This is a genomic window from Entomoplasma freundtii (assembly GCF_002804205.1).
GTDB classification, from domain to species: Bacteria; Bacillota_I; Bacilli_A; order Mycoplasmatales; family Mycoplasmataceae; genus Williamsoniiplasma; species Williamsoniiplasma freundtii.
Map to the genome: position 1 here is coordinate 548,047 of NZ_CP024962.1, position 15,353 is coordinate 563,399.

16 protein-coding genes and 5 tRNA genes are annotated in these 15,353 nt (G+C 32.6%); 13 read left to right on the forward strand and 8 right to left on the reverse strand.

The genetic code is table 4. The annotated features are described in order from the left end of the window. Nucleotides 1–104: 104 nt before the first annotated feature. The 5 genes from EFREU_RS02365 to EFREU_RS02385 all read right to left on the reverse strand — a co-directional run bounded on the left by EFREU_RS02365 (nucleotide 105) and on the right by EFREU_RS02385 (nucleotide 4,657). A complete protein-coding gene (locus tag EFREU_RS02365) occupies nucleotides 105–1,688 on the reverse strand; it encodes a hypothetical protein (RefSeq protein WP_100609485.1) in 1,584 nt (527 codons plus the stop codon). Continuing rightward, nucleotides 1,681–2,388: an ATP-binding cassette domain-containing protein gene (locus EFREU_RS02370; protein WP_100609487.1), complete on the reverse strand. Its 708-nt coding sequence runs from the start codon at nucleotides 2,386–2,388 to the stop codon at nucleotides 1,681–1,683. Before EFREU_RS02370 ends, EFREU_RS02365 begins: the two co-directional genes overlap by 8 nt. Nucleotides 2,389–2,406: 18 nt before the next feature. After that, entirely contained in the window at nucleotides 2,407–2,889 is a 483-nt protein-coding gene (locus EFREU_RS02375) for a hypothetical protein (protein ID WP_100609489.1), read from the reverse strand. Between the two features lie 63 nt (nucleotides 2,890–2,952). Next, nucleotides 2,953–3,561 (reverse strand): hypothetical protein, encoded by a 609-nt coding sequence (locus EFREU_RS02380; RefSeq protein WP_100609491.1) that lies wholly within the window; start codon nucleotides 3,559–3,561, stop codon nucleotides 2,953–2,955. A gap of 130 nt (nucleotides 3,562–3,691) precedes the next feature. Further along, nucleotides 3,692–4,657 carry a nicotinamide mononucleotide transporter gene (locus EFREU_RS02385; protein WP_100609493.1) on the reverse strand — a complete coding sequence of 322 codons (966 nt, stop codon included), beginning with the start codon at nucleotides 4,655–4,657 and terminating at the stop codon, nucleotides 3,692–3,694. Between the two features lie 148 nt (nucleotides 4,658–4,805). Here EFREU_RS02385 and EFREU_RS02390 point away from each other — a divergent pair, with 148 nt between their 5' ends. Beyond that, complete coding sequence (locus EFREU_RS02390) at nucleotides 4,806–5,750, forward strand: S66 family peptidase (RefSeq protein WP_100609495.1); 945 nt, start codon at nucleotides 4,806–4,808, stop codon at nucleotides 5,748–5,750. Nucleotides 5,751–5,769: 19 nt separating this feature from the next. Here EFREU_RS02390 and EFREU_RS02395 read toward each other — a convergent pair whose 3' ends face one another. Further along, nucleotides 5,770–6,294: a phosphoribosyltransferase gene (locus tag EFREU_RS02395; RefSeq protein WP_100609497.1), complete on the reverse strand. Its 525-nt coding sequence runs from the start codon at nucleotides 6,292–6,294 to the stop codon at nucleotides 5,770–5,772. Between the two features lie 245 nt (nucleotides 6,295–6,539). Between EFREU_RS02395 and EFREU_RS02400 the strand changes: the two genes are divergently transcribed. From EFREU_RS02400 to EFREU_RS02415, 4 genes are read left to right on the forward strand one after another with little or no spacing between them, the layout of a single operon-like run. After that, entirely contained in the window at nucleotides 6,540–6,872 is a 333-nt protein-coding gene (locus EFREU_RS02400) for a holo-ACP synthase (RefSeq protein ID WP_100609499.1), read from the forward strand. Beyond that, entirely contained in the window at nucleotides 6,873–7,742 is an 870-nt protein-coding gene (locus tag EFREU_RS02405; RefSeq protein ID WP_100609501.1) for a thymidylate synthase, read from the forward strand. Beyond that, nucleotides 7,742–8,245, forward strand: coding sequence for a dihydrofolate reductase (locus tag EFREU_RS02410; RefSeq protein ID WP_100609503.1), 504 nt, complete (start codon nucleotides 7,742–7,744; stop codon nucleotides 8,243–8,245). Before EFREU_RS02405 ends, EFREU_RS02410 begins: the two co-directional genes overlap by 1 nt. Continuing rightward, nucleotides 8,232–9,167 carry a lysophospholipid acyltransferase family protein gene (locus tag EFREU_RS02415; protein WP_100609505.1) on the forward strand — a complete coding sequence of 312 codons (936 nt, stop codon included), beginning with the start codon at nucleotides 8,232–8,234 and terminating at the stop codon, nucleotides 9,165–9,167. Before EFREU_RS02410 ends, EFREU_RS02415 begins: the two co-directional genes overlap by 14 nt. 45 nt (nucleotides 9,168–9,212) lie before the next feature. Here EFREU_RS02415 and EFREU_RS02420 read toward each other — a convergent pair whose 3' ends face one another. Beyond that, a complete protein-coding gene (locus EFREU_RS02420; RefSeq protein WP_100609506.1) occupies nucleotides 9,213–10,169 on the reverse strand; it encodes a lipoprotein in 957 nt (318 codons plus the stop codon). Nucleotides 10,170–10,717: 548 nt separating this feature from the next. Here EFREU_RS02420 and EFREU_RS02425 point away from each other — a divergent pair. The 5 genes from EFREU_RS02425 (at nucleotide 10,718) to EFREU_RS02445 (ending at nucleotide 11,148) form a co-directional block, all read left to right on the forward strand. Beyond that, nucleotides 10,718–10,793: transfer RNA gene (locus EFREU_RS02425), tRNA-Thr, on the forward strand. Nucleotides 10,794–10,803: 10 nt separating this feature from the next. Further along, a tRNA-Tyr gene (locus tag EFREU_RS02430) sits at nucleotides 10,804–10,887 on the forward strand. Between the two features lie 5 nt (nucleotides 10,888–10,892). Next, nucleotides 10,893–10,967, forward strand: a tRNA-Gln gene (locus EFREU_RS02435). Nucleotides 10,968–10,974: 7 nt separating this feature from the next. After that, nucleotides 10,975–11,050, forward strand: a tRNA-Lys gene (locus EFREU_RS02440). A 10-nt stretch (nucleotides 11,051–11,060) separates the two neighbouring features. After that, nucleotides 11,061–11,148: transfer RNA gene (locus tag EFREU_RS02445), tRNA-Leu, on the forward strand. Between the two features lie 115 nt (nucleotides 11,149–11,263). Here the strand turns inward: EFREU_RS02445 and EFREU_RS02450 are convergent. Then, nucleotides 11,264–12,598: a lipoprotein gene (locus EFREU_RS02450; protein ID WP_100609507.1), complete on the reverse strand. Its 1,335-nt coding sequence runs from the start codon at nucleotides 12,596–12,598 to the stop codon at nucleotides 11,264–11,266. A gap of 193 nt (nucleotides 12,599–12,791) precedes the next feature. Here EFREU_RS02450 and rpmG point away from each other — a divergent pair, with 193 nt between their 5' ends. From rpmG to EFREU_RS02465, 3 genes are all read left to right on the forward strand, one after another. Continuing rightward, nucleotides 12,792–12,935 (forward strand): 50S ribosomal protein L33, encoded by a 144-nt coding sequence (gene rpmG / locus EFREU_RS02455; RefSeq protein ID WP_100609508.1) that lies wholly within the window; start codon nucleotides 12,792–12,794, stop codon nucleotides 12,933–12,935. Between the two features lie 134 nt (nucleotides 12,936–13,069). Beyond that, entirely contained in the window at nucleotides 13,070–14,146 is a 1,077-nt protein-coding gene (locus EFREU_RS02460; RefSeq protein ID WP_100609509.1) for a M24 family metallopeptidase, read from the forward strand. Between the two features lie 107 nt (nucleotides 14,147–14,253). Then, complete coding sequence (locus EFREU_RS02465) at nucleotides 14,254–15,297, forward strand: phosphatidate cytidylyltransferase (RefSeq protein ID WP_100609510.1); 1,044 nt, start codon at nucleotides 14,254–14,256, stop codon at nucleotides 15,295–15,297. Nucleotides 15,298–15,353: the final 56 nt, after the last annotated feature.

The window sequence follows — 15,353 nt, forward strand, 5'->3', positions numbered from 1 at the left end:
GCTCTCCAGCTTGCTCTTAGTCATATTCGAACTTTATTATTATACGCGGTTTTGACAAATAAAGCAAAGATGATATAAAGGTCCCTTTTGTAATTTCTTAGTCATTACTTACGGATTTTATACCCAAAATACATAAGAGAGGAAAGAAGGATAAAAATCAGAACGTTGATAGTGGTTAAAAGACCAATGTTAATTGTGGGTTTATGTTTAACTTGAGTAAGTACTAACCACTTTCTCGGAATGTCAGATGGATCTTGTGGATGATTCACTTCCTCAAACTTAAGATTGTAAGTGATATTGAGAGCTTGGTTAAATAATGGTCTTGAATGATTAATTATGTTATCTAATTCAAAATCATAACCGGCTCCGAAAAGCATTAAATTTAATTGATAAAGCGGATTCAAGCGAACGTTTTTTTGCATCTTTGAATTAAATTTATCTAACAAATCAATTTCAGAACTTTCAAGAATATTAACTTCAAGACCCTTCTCACAACTTAAAAAGACTTGAAAAGTATAATTAAAGAAATCTTTTTGCACTTGAGTAATATTGTCATTTAGTGCAAATTTCGAAGATCCGTTATATATAAAAGTATTGCTTAAAATTTCACTATATTTTATTAGGATAAAATCCCCAGCATCCTGAAGTAATTTTATTAAGAGTTTATTATCCTTTGTCTCAACATAAAGATTATTTATTTTAATTAATTTGCTATTTAGATTTTGAAATAGGATATTTTCTGTAATTCCGTTAATGAACAGTTCAAGGTTATCTGAATCAGATAAGTTATTATCATAAACTTCTCTACAAAAACTTAAAAGTTTATAACCGTCTATAGATTCGTTATCAATTTTTAAGTTTTGATAAAAATTAAAATAATTATTAAATTTAAATCCAACACTCAAATAGCTTGAATCATCCATATTTAGTTCAATTAATGAACTAAATATGGATGATTGTTCAAAAGATTTTTTTTGTTGGTTTAAGACAATATCATTTTGGTTATTTAACTTAACCTTATTAGAAATAAAATTTCCAGAAATTGATGAAACAAATAAAAGGGCTATAGAAATAATTGTAGAAAAAATAATTGTAAATCTAGATTTAAAAATTGTTGTAATGAAAAGGGCGATGAAAGTAGTAAAAAATGAAATAAAAGCAAGCCAACTAAATGGGGAAAGAAATAATCGGTAGGAGAAAATAGGTTGCTTATTATGAGTGGCAGCATAGAAAATGGCCAAAAGTGTATATTCAATAATTAAAAAAAACGAAATCAAAATCGTTAAGATGGCTAAGCGATAAAAATACATAAATGATTTTTGTAAACCAATTCTGGCCTCTAATTTAGTCACTCCGTCATTATTGTCATCATAAAACAATTTCCAAATGCAATAAATGGCTAACGTAATGTTGACTATTGAAAGCATCATTATTTCCAATATATAAATAAGAGTAATGTTTGTATGATTAACAACTTTGTTTAGACCAATACCAAAAACTAGACCAAAAGTAAAAAGAAAAATACAAAGTAATGCAACCATAGTTATAAAGTATTTAGTTTCTACTAATCGTTTAAATCGAAGTCCTAAATAAACCATTTTTGGACTATTAACCTTAACTATACGGTCATTATTACTAGGCAACCATCTATTAGCCTCCCTAGTTGTCTGAACTTCTTTTTTAAGCATTTTCAACCACCTCCCTATGATTAATAATTTCCAAAAATTTGGCTTTTACATCTCCAGTAGTTGATCCTTGGTAAGCAATACTTTTATTATTTAAAATGATGATTTCATCAAAGAGGTTGCTAAATTCTTCAACCAGATGGGTGATTATGACAATAATTTTATTAGAGATGTTAATTTTTTGAATTTCGTTAATTATTAGTTCTTTATTAGAAATGTCAAGGTTAGTTGTGGGCTCATCAAAGAAAATGATTTGAGGATCTAAAATTTTACAAGCTAATAACGAAACCATTTTTTGTTGTCCGCTAGATAAGGAACCAATGGTTGTTTTTTTCAAATCCAAATTTTTGAAGTAATCGTTCTTTTCTAATAAACAAAGATCAAAACAAGTTAAATTGCCTTTGTTAAATAAATATTGTGTTTGTAAAAATTCGTAAATTGAGATATTTTTAGGTAAATCATTATTATCGGAAAAATAATACATTTTGTTAAAATCATTTGCTGCAATTTTTTGACCATCCAAAGTTATTAGGCCTTTTTGATATTCATATTCATTAAATATGCATTTTAATAATGTCGTTTTACCAGCACCATTGTTCCCTAAAAAGCCGTAATACTTCCCAGTTTCAAATGCTAAATTGATATTTTCTAAAATAACTTTTTGCTTAATGCTTTTTGTTAAATTTCTAATTTCAAGTTTCATTCTCGTTTTCCTTATCTTTTATTCTTGATACATATACGACAAGGTAGCAACGCCGGCGTAACCAATCAAGCCGCAGCCGCTTGAAACTGGAATAGTGGCTATGGCAATGTAATGTTTTTCAAGGTAGATATCCACATAATACATTTTTGATTCGATTTGATTGCCATTTATACTATGAATTAATAAAAGGGCTCCTGTCATTTCAACGCCAGTGGCGGCAACGGTTAATAAATCTCGCATAATAAATTTATTTGTTACAAGATTTATTTGTGCAATGCCAGTAGCATTAGTACAATATATTAAACCAGAGACTGAAAAAGATGAAGAAATCGGAAGAGCTCAAGATCATCCATCTTTTTTTCAGCGGTTATTAATATCTCTAGCGTTGTTAAATAAAGAGGCAAGAGAAATTCATGATTCTGGTTCCTTTAAATTTTCCTTAGCTACTATTTTGTTTGAAAAATGACCATATTTTAATTTTGAGGAATTAGCATTATTCATATTTTCTAGACTAAATTTGGTTAAGGCGGCATGATGAACTACACTTCCGTTTTTTCAATGATACTAGACACTAAGTCTTAGGAAAATTTTTAGTTCTTTGTTAGATCATTGTTGCCTTATTTGTATTCTTGAAGCTTCGGTTCCAGAACTGGCTTTTTCAAAGTGGATTTCATCAGTATGGGCTTCTGTAGCTAATGTAATTGTTGAAGAATCTTTTTTTAAGTCAACATTTTTACCGCCGTTATATCTTCAACCTTTTCACGAGTCTCACATATTAAAAGCATAATAATAATCAAGGCTAAACTTTGAGCCTATTTTTGTAATTAATTCGCTTTTAGTAGTGACACTAAAGTCATCGAAATTATAAATGGCAATCAGAATTTCTAAATCGTACCATATATCCTTAGATTGATAACCTAAATTTTGATCTATTGCATTTTCTTTATAGGTTAATTTATCACCGCTTGAATCAAGGTATAATCTATACTCAGTATTATTTGCTAAATTACTAGGTTCACTAAGTAGTGAAGGGGATGTTTTATTGTCTTCTTGATACATTTGATAATTTAAGGTCGACGACTCCTGATTTAGTTGGGAGCTTACCATGGAAAAAGAGGTACTAATAGGGGCAATTGCTAATGATGCTAAACTTGATAAGACAAACTTATGCATAATTGTTTATTCTCCTTATTTTAATAAAATGTCTCGTTATTATATTAATACAATACTAAGTGTTACTAGCAAATAAAAAAATAGCCAGTTTCTTTCAAAATGAAAGAAACTGGCTATTTTTTTAGTGACTTTAAAAGGGTTTTGTATTCTCGTTAACTTTGAGATTAGGAATGGTGCTTGCGTCAATTTCGGGATGTAACCAAAATTTAAATTTATGGTTGTACATGCCCGCAAAGTCAGTTGTAAACCAAATGGCAAATTGAATTAACATGGTAATTGATAAAGTATTAGGTGCAATCCCAGTAAATTTTAAGAACTTTAAAATATCCACAAAGAACCAAACAAAGAATTGTGCTGAGGAATTAACCAGTTGCAACGCATAACCAATTGTATTGCCTCCATTGGCTAAAGCATCAAGTCAATGCAATTCACTTGAACTAATAGTTTGGTAATCCTTATTGAAAATCATTTCATAGGCTCCAGGAATAGCTCAATATCACATCATGACTACTAAGCCAGTGACAATCATTATCCCCAAAGCAAATCATAAATTATAACCTCAGGAATGACGGTCGTTTTTAATTGCCGAATGACCCTTAAACGTAAAGAGGAATCATCCTAAAGGACAACCAAGAATTAAAATAATATTCATCAGAACATCACCAACATAACCCACCGATAAAGCAAACAAACCATAGAATGTTGAATGAATTACTTGCCAAAAGAATTGTGAAGTAGCTCCTGTCACAATCATCCCAACCGCTAATAAACCTGTAATTGAAGTTATTCCTGATAAAGAATAAAGGATAGCCACTGCGGTTGCTGCCTTTTGATTACCAGCAGCACCAAAAACTGTATCATTAGCTAGAGCTCAACGATATTTTTGTAATGGTAAAAACATCGTGCCATATTCATTATTTAAACTTAAAAAGTTGAAGATTAAAATAACAATTGAACCACATAACAAAAACCATTTAAATGATTTTTTAGTTGCTTTTAAATCAGCAACAGCATTAAAAATACCCAAAAAATTTGATTTCCGAAAACTAAATTTTTGTTTTGTTGTCGGAGATAAATGATGATTATTAACTTCCATTAAGGCCTCTTCCTAAATATTGCAATGAAAAATAAGACAAATTTAGAATTATTTTTTCAGTACATCTTGCCAATTATACTGGTTTCCAGTTTCAAAACCAACGACTTTTTGTCATAATATTAACCAAATTAATTTAAAGGATTGGTTTATGAAAATTGGCATTTTTACCGCTTCAACCCCGATTAGTAGTTTGTTTCCATTACGTAGTCAAAACGCAATTAGTTTTTTGGAAAAACAAGGACACAAGGTTATTGTTGGGAATTTATTTAAAAGTCGGGATTTTTATAGATCTGGGTCAATCCAGAGTCGAGCCCAAGAAATTAACAACCTTGTGAAAGAACCATTAGATTGATTAATGGCCAACATTGGTGGCTATAACACTAATGCGATTTTGCCATATTTGGATTACGAGTTAATTAACGAAAATGTTCAAGCAATCGTTGGTTTTTCAGACACAACAGCCCTTCTAAATGCCGTTGCACAAAAGTGTCCCAAGGTCAAAGTGTTTTATGGTCCGGCTTTAACACCCAATTTTGGTGAATGAGAACCTTTTTTGCAAGAAATGGCTTACCAAAACTTATTTCATCGCCATATGCCTTTGACTGATTCGGGTTTTCTTTATGAAACAAGTCCTAATTGAGTTACTATCAAAGCCCCTAGTAAAATAGTTACGAATACATGACAAGTAAAAAATAAAAACCACCATCAGACTATCACAGGGATTGTCAAAGGTGGTAATCTTTCAACACTTATGGGTATTTGGGGCTCAGAATATGCGCCAGTGTTTACTAATCAAGATATTTTGTTTATTGAAGATGCTGAAAAAACAATTAGTGAAGTGGAAAGATACTTTAGTTTTTTAAAAATAAATGGCATTTTTGATAAAGTACGCGCTGTTATTCTTGGAACTCATCATCAATTTCAAGATTTTCACACAGAGCGCCAACCAATTGACGTTCTCATTGAAGTACTTAATGGGCAACCATTACCAATTATTTATGATGTTAATATTTCTCATAGCAAACCAATGCTTTGTTTGAAATTAAATAGTTTGACAACAATTGATTTTGATAAATTAATAATCATGCAATAAAAAATTATTATTAAAGGGGTTATTTTTGGTCAATATAATACACTTTCGGTAATTGACGGTAAAGGTCATCGACTTCAAAGCCATAACCAACTAAAAACTTGTCATCGGTTTTGAAAATCGATTCATAAGGGTAAGGAAAATTTGGGTGACAAGGAGTCTTGTCAAAAAGAGTGATGATGCGTAAACTTTTGGGTTTCAAAGTTAATAAATATTTATAAACTTCTGTTAAGGTTAGCCCAGTGTCAATAACATCTTCGACAATGATGACCTCACGGCCCTCAATAATCGGTTTGGTGATTTTTTTACTAAAAATTACTTCTTGAGTCGAACTTGTCCCGCTATAGCTTGAGGCAACGATTGTATCCATTTTAATTGGCATTGTTAATTCACGCATCAAATCTGCGAAAAAGAAAACTGATCCATTCATAATGCCCACAACTGATAACTCATCATATTCTTGATTAAGACGAGCTCCTAGGTTTTTGATCGCTTCTTTAAGTTCTTGCTCTGAAACCAAAAGTTTAAAATTTTCTGGCAATTTCATATTCTTTTTGTTAACCTCTCTTATGTCTTTTAGTAGAAAATCTTCAAAAACTTCTACTAATATTAATAATGTTTTCATTTTAACAATCATTACTTATTTTTAAAACCCGTAATTCCCGACAAAATAATTTTTGCGGATATAAAATTTTTTCACGATATTTTTTAAACCCACTTTTTCTGTTTTTCTTAGTTTAGAATGACAAGAGTAAGATAAAAAATTAAGCCCTAACAGGAGGCCCTACTTCTATGAACCCACGAGTCGGTATTGATATTCTGGAAATTTCCCGGTTAGATTTAAAACCAGTTTTTTTAGAAAGAATTCTTACTCTTCACGAACTTGAAGAATACCAAAAATTTGAAGATCTAGGTCGTAAAAAAGAGTTTTGTGCCGGTCGTTGGGCAGCTAAGGAAGCCATTTATAAGGTGCTTGATGAAAAAGAAAGGCTGCCTTTTTCTCAATTAGAAATTGGCTATCGAAATGATCGCCCTATAATCCTTACTTCCCCCTTTGAATCAATCGCAATTTCAATTTCTCACGAGAAACATTATTCAGTAGCAATAGCTTTGAGGTGACAATAAATGAAACAATATTTAAATTTAATGGAGAAAATTTTAACCGAAGGAGAATTACGTAACAACCGTACCGGGATTGATACTATTTCTGTTTTTGGTTTACAAGCTAAATATGATTTGCAACAAGGTTTTCCTTTAGTGACAACAAAAAAAGTGTTTTTCAAAGGTGTTGTTCACGAATTACTTTGGTTTTTAGCTGGCGACACTAATATTCAATATCTTGTCAAAAATAATGTTCGGATTTGAAATGAATGGGCCTTTGAACGTTACAAAAAAACTGACTTTTACCACGGGGAAAGTCAGTTGGAATATATTGAAAAAATTAAAAATGATGACCAGTTTGCTGCTCAATTTGGTGATTTAGGTCCTATTTACGGTCACCAATGGAGAAATTCTAATGGTGTAGACCAATTAAAAGAAGTAATTGCTGGGATTAAAAATAACCCTAATTCACGACGTTTAATTGTTGATTGTTGAAATCCTCAAGAAATTTCCGAAATGGCTCTCCCACCGTGTCATACTTTCTTTCAATTTTATGTTTCTAATAACGGACAAACTTTAAATTTACAACTCTACCAACGTAGCGCCGACATGTTTTTAGGAGTGCCCTTTAATATTGCTTCTTATTCGCTTCTTCTTCAATTGGTAGCTCAGGAATGTGGTTTAGAAGCCGGAACTTTTGTGCATACAATTGGTGATGGTCATATCTATGTAAATCATCTTGATCAAGTAAAGTTACAACTAACTCGTCCGCCTTATCCACTTTCAAAAATCACGATTAAACCTTTTGCAAGTATTTTTGATGTCAAGTTCGAAGATATCGAACTTGTTGATTATCAATCGCACCCCTTAATTAAAGGAATGGTGGCAGTTTAATGATTAAAATGATTTGAGCGCAAACCCAAGAAGGTGTAATTGGTGATAAAAATCGTTTACCATGACGAATTCCTGAAGAAATGGCCCACTTTCAAAATACCACCAAGAATAAAACAATTTTGATGGGCAGAAACACTTTTGAGTCATTAGGGAATAAACCCCTGAAAAACCGGTTTAACTATGTTTTAACATCAACTTTGCCACCATCAGTCCCTGAACCTTTGAAAAACCTTCAGTTTATTGATAACATAAGCGCAGTAGTTTCTCTTTTTGCACACTCACGCAACCAAGACTTATACGTCATTGGAGGAAACCAAGTTTTTGCCACTTTTTTGCCTTACGCTGACCAAGTGATTCGTACCACCATCTTCCACCCTTACCAAGGAAGTCTAAAGATTGTGCCGCTTGATTTAAGTGAGTTTCAATTAGCAAGAACCATCAAAAAACCAGAATTTAAAATTGAATATTTGGAAAGGATTAATCATCATCATGGCCAACGCTAACGCTAACCCTAAAAATGAAAACATCAATACTGATACAAAACCGAAAGATAAGGTTTACTTTGATAAAGGAAAAATTCTTTATCTTTGACCAGGCCTTTTAGATATCAAAAGAAAAGCACGGAAGATAAGCAAAAAAAACCAAAAGGACCCAAATACTTATTCTGAAGAATATCGTTACCTTTGGGCTAAGAAAGCGGTCGGACGTTTAATCAAAGCAATGAACATCGATATCAAGGTTGAGGGTATTGAAAACTGATTAGATCGAGGCGTTATTTTGGCCCCCAATCATGAATCAAATTTTGATCCAGCTCTCTTAATCGCCATTAATGACTTTGATTTACAACAACCATTAGCTTTCATCGCGAAAAAGGAACTTTGAACAGATAAAAAAATGAAACACTTCATGAATATTATCGATACTATTCCTTTGGATCGCCAATCACCAAGAAGTGCTTTAGAAGCTTTCCAAGAAGGTAAGGACCTTGTGGTTGACTATAAGCGAAGTCTTGTAATCTTCCCTGAAGGAACAAGAAGTGGCGCTGATAAGGTTAACAAATTCCAACCAGCTTCAATGAAAGTAGCACAAATGGCCAACGCTCCAATCGTACCTGTCACAATTATCGGGTCGCATATGATTTTTGATCCTAATCGTCCAAAAATAGTTAAGGTAAAGGTTATTTTCGGTAAACCAATTATGCCCCAAAAGCATATTTCCTTAAGTACTGATAAACTTACCGCCAATGTCCAACATGAAGTTGAAGCCAATATGGCAAAGTGGAAAGATAAAGAACCAACTTATAGTTTAAAATTTTTGAAAAAAACACCGAAAGAAAAGAAAAAAATTGAAGCCAAAAAGGCAGCAAAGGCCAATCCTAAAACTAAGAAAAAAAGCGTAAAAGATTTATTTAAAGTAATTGATTAAGTAATAAAAAACCAACCGAGAGGTTGGTTTTTTATTAGAGGTTAATTATTTAACATCAGGATCTTTAATGTTATCATCGATTCCACTGAAAATTAAACGAACATCTTTTTTTTCAAAAACAATTTTTTCATTTTGTTTAACTAAAAGTGTTACATCTTCATCGGTGTGTAGTCCTTTGTCTGTGATAAGCTTAGGATTTGGCAAATTATCTGATGAAAAACTATAGTTTTTAGGTATTTCATATTGAACTTCTTTTAGTTCACTAATTATAAAGTCATTTAATAGATTTTCAAATGTATCAGTTTCTTTAAGATCATTAGGCATAAAAATTAATAATTTGTTATTTAACTTTGTAAGTACTGCCTCTAATTTATTTGTTATGCTAGTTATTTCAGACTTATTTGCTTCTTCAATTTTAGTTTGTTCAGCTATAAACTTATTAATGTTTTCTTCCAATAACCTGGAATCACTGCGATAATCATCATCTTTTTTATCGTTTTGAACATTAACAATAGCTTTTTCCAAGAATTCTACAAGTTCCCCTTTTAAAGAATTTTCGCTCAATTCGCTAGTTAATGATTCAAAAAGTTGTTGATATCCTCAACTAATCATACGTGTTAACTCATATTTGCCAGATTTTTTAATAGCTGGTTCATGAGAAGTACAATCTAATTCGTCTTGGAAAACAATTTTGTTAGTTTTTCATTCTAATAATTTCTGAGCAATTTGCAATACCTCAGCATTAACATCTTTACTATTTACTAACGGTTTTACCTTTTGAATATCTCAGAATAAATCCCGGGCATTTTCTTCATGAGTTAATTTGTTTTTATCTAAAATTTCTCTTGATTTGCTAATTTCTTTTTTTAAATTTTCAATAGCTTGTTCTTTGTCACTAACTTTATCACCATTGTTGTTCTCTTTCTTTTCACATGAAACAACAGTTGCACTAGTAGTGGCTATTAAGCCAACAGCTCCCAAAATTGATAATAATTTTTTCATTTTGTTTTTCTTATTCCTTTTCCTATTCTACTTAAACCATTATAAATCCTTCACTGATGAAATAAGTTAATTTATTAAATTAATTGACTGAGTAAATAATAAAACACTACTAACGGCGTAGTTTTTAATATATTTTTCTTGGTTTATTGCAATTAAGAAGTTAGAATGATATATTGTTTTTATTCTTAGGCGACATTAGTTAATCAATCTCCTGATTATTGGCTTTTGTTTATGTTTCTTCACTTAATGATTTAATCAAAACATCTTTAAATCTTGGGTTGATGGTTGCTAAATATATATCACTAGTTTGTACATAAGGAATAACAAGTTTTTGAAGATAGCTATTGACTTGATTTCCATAAAATTCTTAATAATTTTCCCTTTGATATTATTGGTAGCTAGTAATATTTTCTACATTTTACTCTTGAAAATTAACCAAAAAGAGAGCATAATAAGAGAGTGTTTTTTTGAAAAAGACATTCACAAAAGTATTGACTTAGAGACCTAAAAAACGGTATACTAGTTAGGTACTCAAAAATGAGCATAATGCTGACTTAGCTCAGTTGGTAGAGCAATTGACTAGTAATCAATAGGTCGTAGGTTCGACTCCTATAGTCAGCACCATTTATTTTTTGGAAGGGTAGCGAAGAGGCTAAACGCGGGTGGCTGTAACCCACTTCCTTTCGGTTCGGGGGTTCGAATCCCTCCCCTTCCACCATATATTGGGCCATAGCCAAGCGGTAAGGCAAAGGACTTTGACTCCTTCATGCGCCGGTTCGAATCCTGCTGGCCCAGCCATTATATTGACTCGTTAGCTCAGCCGGTAGAGCAACTGGCTTTTAACCAGTGGGTCCGGAGTTCGAATCTCCGACGAGTCACCATCTTATATCTCCCCAAGTGGCGGAATGGTAGACGCAGTGGACTTAAAATCCACCGGGCATCAACTCCCGTGCCGGTTCAAGTCCGGCCTTGGGGACCAGTGAAAATTAACTAACACCTTGTTAACCAACAAGGTGTTTTTTTATCTTCAGAAGACCATAAAGTATAATTGAACAAAATAAAAACCTCCGGAGAGGTTTGATTCATTTGAATGATTATTTAGGTAGCCCTTTTTCAGGATCTCAATTAGATTTGCCATCTTTTTCAGGATCTCAATTAGTAGTGGCAAAACTCGTGGTAATAAATTGGTTATTATCTTGGAAACGTGAATTTGTTGACTCGCTAAAGATTTTGGCAAGTGAACCAACTCAGCTCATTAAATCAGGCATTCCATTATTTTCAATTGTTGGTGAGCCTTGAATTTCACCGTTAAATGTTTTGTAAGTATTTCAACCATTTTGCATAGCAATTAGATGACCATTTTTAATAATTAAAAATGTGGGACCTTTTTGTTCTTTTATTTTCCCTAAAATAGCATCAGCGTTTTTTACTCTTTGTTTAAAGATTTCTTTGTCACCGCGAGTTTTGTCTGGTTCAGGAAAACTTTCACTTGAATTAGAATTAGCTGCCGCTTGTTGAATTAAATCAGGACGAATGTAATCATTTAGTAATTGTTTAAAAACTTCGTTATTCCAATAATCACTTACTTTATCAACTGTGAAAGCTTTAAAAGTTAATTGAGGTTTTGCATAAGTATAGGCATTCGATAATATCCCACTATCTGTCCCCTTGATGCCATAAAATGGCAACTCAGCTTTTATTTCCGTAATTCTTCCAGCATTCTTGCCACTAGTATCAACCGTTACTTGACGAATGCCGCGGTCAGCATTACTTTCGTTAAATCAACCGTTAACTAAAGCGTTTTGTCAACTACTTACCAAACCATCATTAGTCAATAATGAGGTAGTAAAACCTTGCAACTTAACTTTAAGATTGGCAGGGAAGTCTCCAGAAAAATGATTATTTAAAAAGTCGCTATCAGTTTGACTAAAAACGTATGTTCCTTCAGCCAAACCTTGGAAAGTGGCATCAAAAAATAACTCTGACAAACCTGGTTGGTCCACAAACTGAACTTTGACAAAAGTCGAGGTTTGCAAATCGTTATCTACCGTATCAGGAATAAAAGTTACAAGAGAGTTAGTCGCCGATGGTTGGTCTAATCGAATAGAACGTTCATAAGTTGAGGTTTGGGTTACTGACCCTGGTTGGCTTAGTTTCTTTTCTGCTTGGTCAAGCGAATCAGCACTAAAAGCTTGTTTCAAAGCAGCTTCAAATGATTGCGAAGCGGCGTTATCTTTCGCTCCTAAGTAAATTACACTAGCACTCGATTTTTGGTTAGGAAAATTATTATTATCATAAGTTCCCTTTGTGTTATTAACCACTTTCATTAATTGGTTGAACTCTGTATTCTTACTTCCGCAACTCACAACCAATGTGGCCGAGGTCGTAGTTAAAACTAGACTTCCTAGGACTGTTAAGATTTTCTTCATGGTCATAACCCCTTACATTCAGATTTAAATTAATAAAATATTATTTTTAAACTAACTTTTATTAAATATACCTTAAGATTTTACTATAAAAAATACTTTCTGAACCCACACAAAAATCTTCCTTGATTCTAAGAGTAAAATATGATATCTTTAAAAGAGTAAATTAAAGAATTTAAAGCCGAGGTGAACAAGAATGCGTGAAGGAATAATTCTAAGATGTGTGGATTGTAAAGACGAAAACTATGTTGCGAAAAACGATAAAAAGAAAGAAAAAATCGAAGTTTCAAAATATTGTGCAAAATGCAATAAACACACCACTCATAAACAAAAAAAATAATCGCCCTTCAGGTCGAACCTTGTTTTAACTCACATTTGTTTCTTAGAAATGAATGTGAGTTTTTATTTAGTCTTTTCCTAGAGAAAATCGTTAAAATATTAATAATTAAATTAAGTAAAGAAGGATCAAAATCGATGATAAAAAAAATAATCCAAGCGAATTTAGCAAATAAAGATTTGAAGGCTATGCTCCTTTATTCTCCACAAAACCGTTACTGGTTTTCCCATTTTCCTTCATCGTTAGGTTACATTTTGGTAACTCCAGAAGAAAATTATCTATTTGTGGATGGTCGCTATATTACAGCTGCTAGAGAAAATAAATCGTTAATAAATATTGATAAAATTGTCCTGTTAGATAACCAAACATGAAGAAAAATAGCTCAGATTTTAGCAAGTCAAAATATTAATAAACTTGGTTTTGAAAGTGATTGAGTGACTTATGTCACCTTTGAAAATTGAACGAAGTTACTTCCTAAACAACATTTAGTGCCTGTCAATACTGAAAAATGACGCGAAGTCAAAAGCGATTGAGAAGTAGCTCAAATTCAAAAAGCTTGCGACATTACCGACGCTGTTTTCCAAGATGTTATAAAATGAGTAAAACCTGGAATTAGCGAAAAAGATTTAGCTAGATTTGTAAGTGATTCTTTCCTAAAACACGGAGCAGATAAATTAAGTTTTGATACTATTGTGGCTAGTGGTCAAAATGGTTCTAAACCTCATGCAGTTCCAACTAATAAATTATTAGAAAATGGCGATTTGGTCACTTTGGATATGGGTTGCTATGCCAATGGGTATGTCTCAGATCAAACTAGAACGTTTGCCTTAGGCAATGTAACTCCAGAATTAAAGAAAATCTATGAAACGGTTTTTGAAGCACAAAGTTTAGGTATTTCACTTTTGAAAGCTGGCCAAAATGCTGGTGATGTCCACCGCGCTGTAGCTAACTATATTTCAGAAGCCGGTTATGGTGAATACTTCACTCATGGCTTAGGTCATGGAATGGGAATTGAAATTCATGAAGAACCTTATGAAAATGCGAGTTCGCAAAGCATCTTGGAGCCCGGGATGGTTGTTACCGTAGAACCGGGAATTTATATTCCTGGAGTTGGTGGAGTCAGAATTGAGGATGATTTTCTTATTACCAATACTGGTTCACAACGGCTAACAAGTTCACCCCGTGAACTCATTATTGTTAAACCTCAAAACTAAAAAACAAAACACCGGGGTTGTGTTTTGTTTTTTAGTTTCCCTTGTTAATGAAAATGAAAAAGGAACTTTATAAAGAATGTTAAAATTAGAAAAGTTTAAGGAGTCTTATGCCACCTACAAAAAAGAAAATTGTCACCAATAAATTGAACCTCAACCAACGAAATAATTTAAAAATTCGCTTGTTGTCAACACTCGGTCTATTGTTGATTTTAGCAGTGATTTTAGTTTTACTAATTCTCTCCACAGAAGCGGCTGAATGAAAGTTAAATGTTAATTTAACAGCAACCAATTATGCCTTTTGCGTCATCATGGTCATCATTACCGCTGCCATGACCTATGAGTTAACAAGAGCATTTGGAATTAAGGAATGATGATACTTAACGATTGTTATCCTCATGACACTCGGTCTTTTTGTTTTTCCATTTTTTCAAACTAATACTGCTTTTCCGATTTATCGTGATTGAAAAATTGCTAATTGGTTTAGTTGGTGACAAAGTTTGCTTTGCCTATTGGTTTATATAATTTTAATGATGGTTGTCGGTGCTTTTGCCGCAACTAAATCGGTTATCAAAGGTTTGGAACTAGCCGCTTTTGGTTTATTGGTTATCTTTGGCATGAAAGGCTTTTCTAATATTTCGTTGGCAGTTGTCGGTTCAGGAAGTGAATTAGCGCCTAAATATGGTTTCATGACTATTATTTGAATCTGAGGCACAGTCATCTTAACTGATAGTTTTAGTTATATCGGAGGAATGCTTTGAGGTAAACATAAGTTGGCGCCCGTAGTTAGTCCCAAGAAAACTTGAGAAGGAGCTATTATTGGTTGTGCCATGGCCTTTATCATCGGCACAATTGTAAGTGTTTTAACCTTTTATTTGGTGCCTGACCATCAAGTGGGCCCATTCGTTGTTTCGTTCCAAAGTTTAATGAATAATAATCACAATCCGGCCTTACCTGGTATTTTCTTAGGTTTATTAACTCTAGTTATTACCATTTGAGCCCAATGTGGTGATTTACTATTTAGTCTAGTCAAACGTACTGCTAAAATTAAGGACTTTTCGAATCTGATTCCTGGTCATGGTGGTGTCTTAGATCGTCTTGATTCATTTGTCTTCACTTTCTTCTTATTCTTTATTATTACTTTGTTTATTTAACTCATTCCTATAATTAAGAAAAATATTTTTGCTTGTTAAGGTTTGCCATCATTATA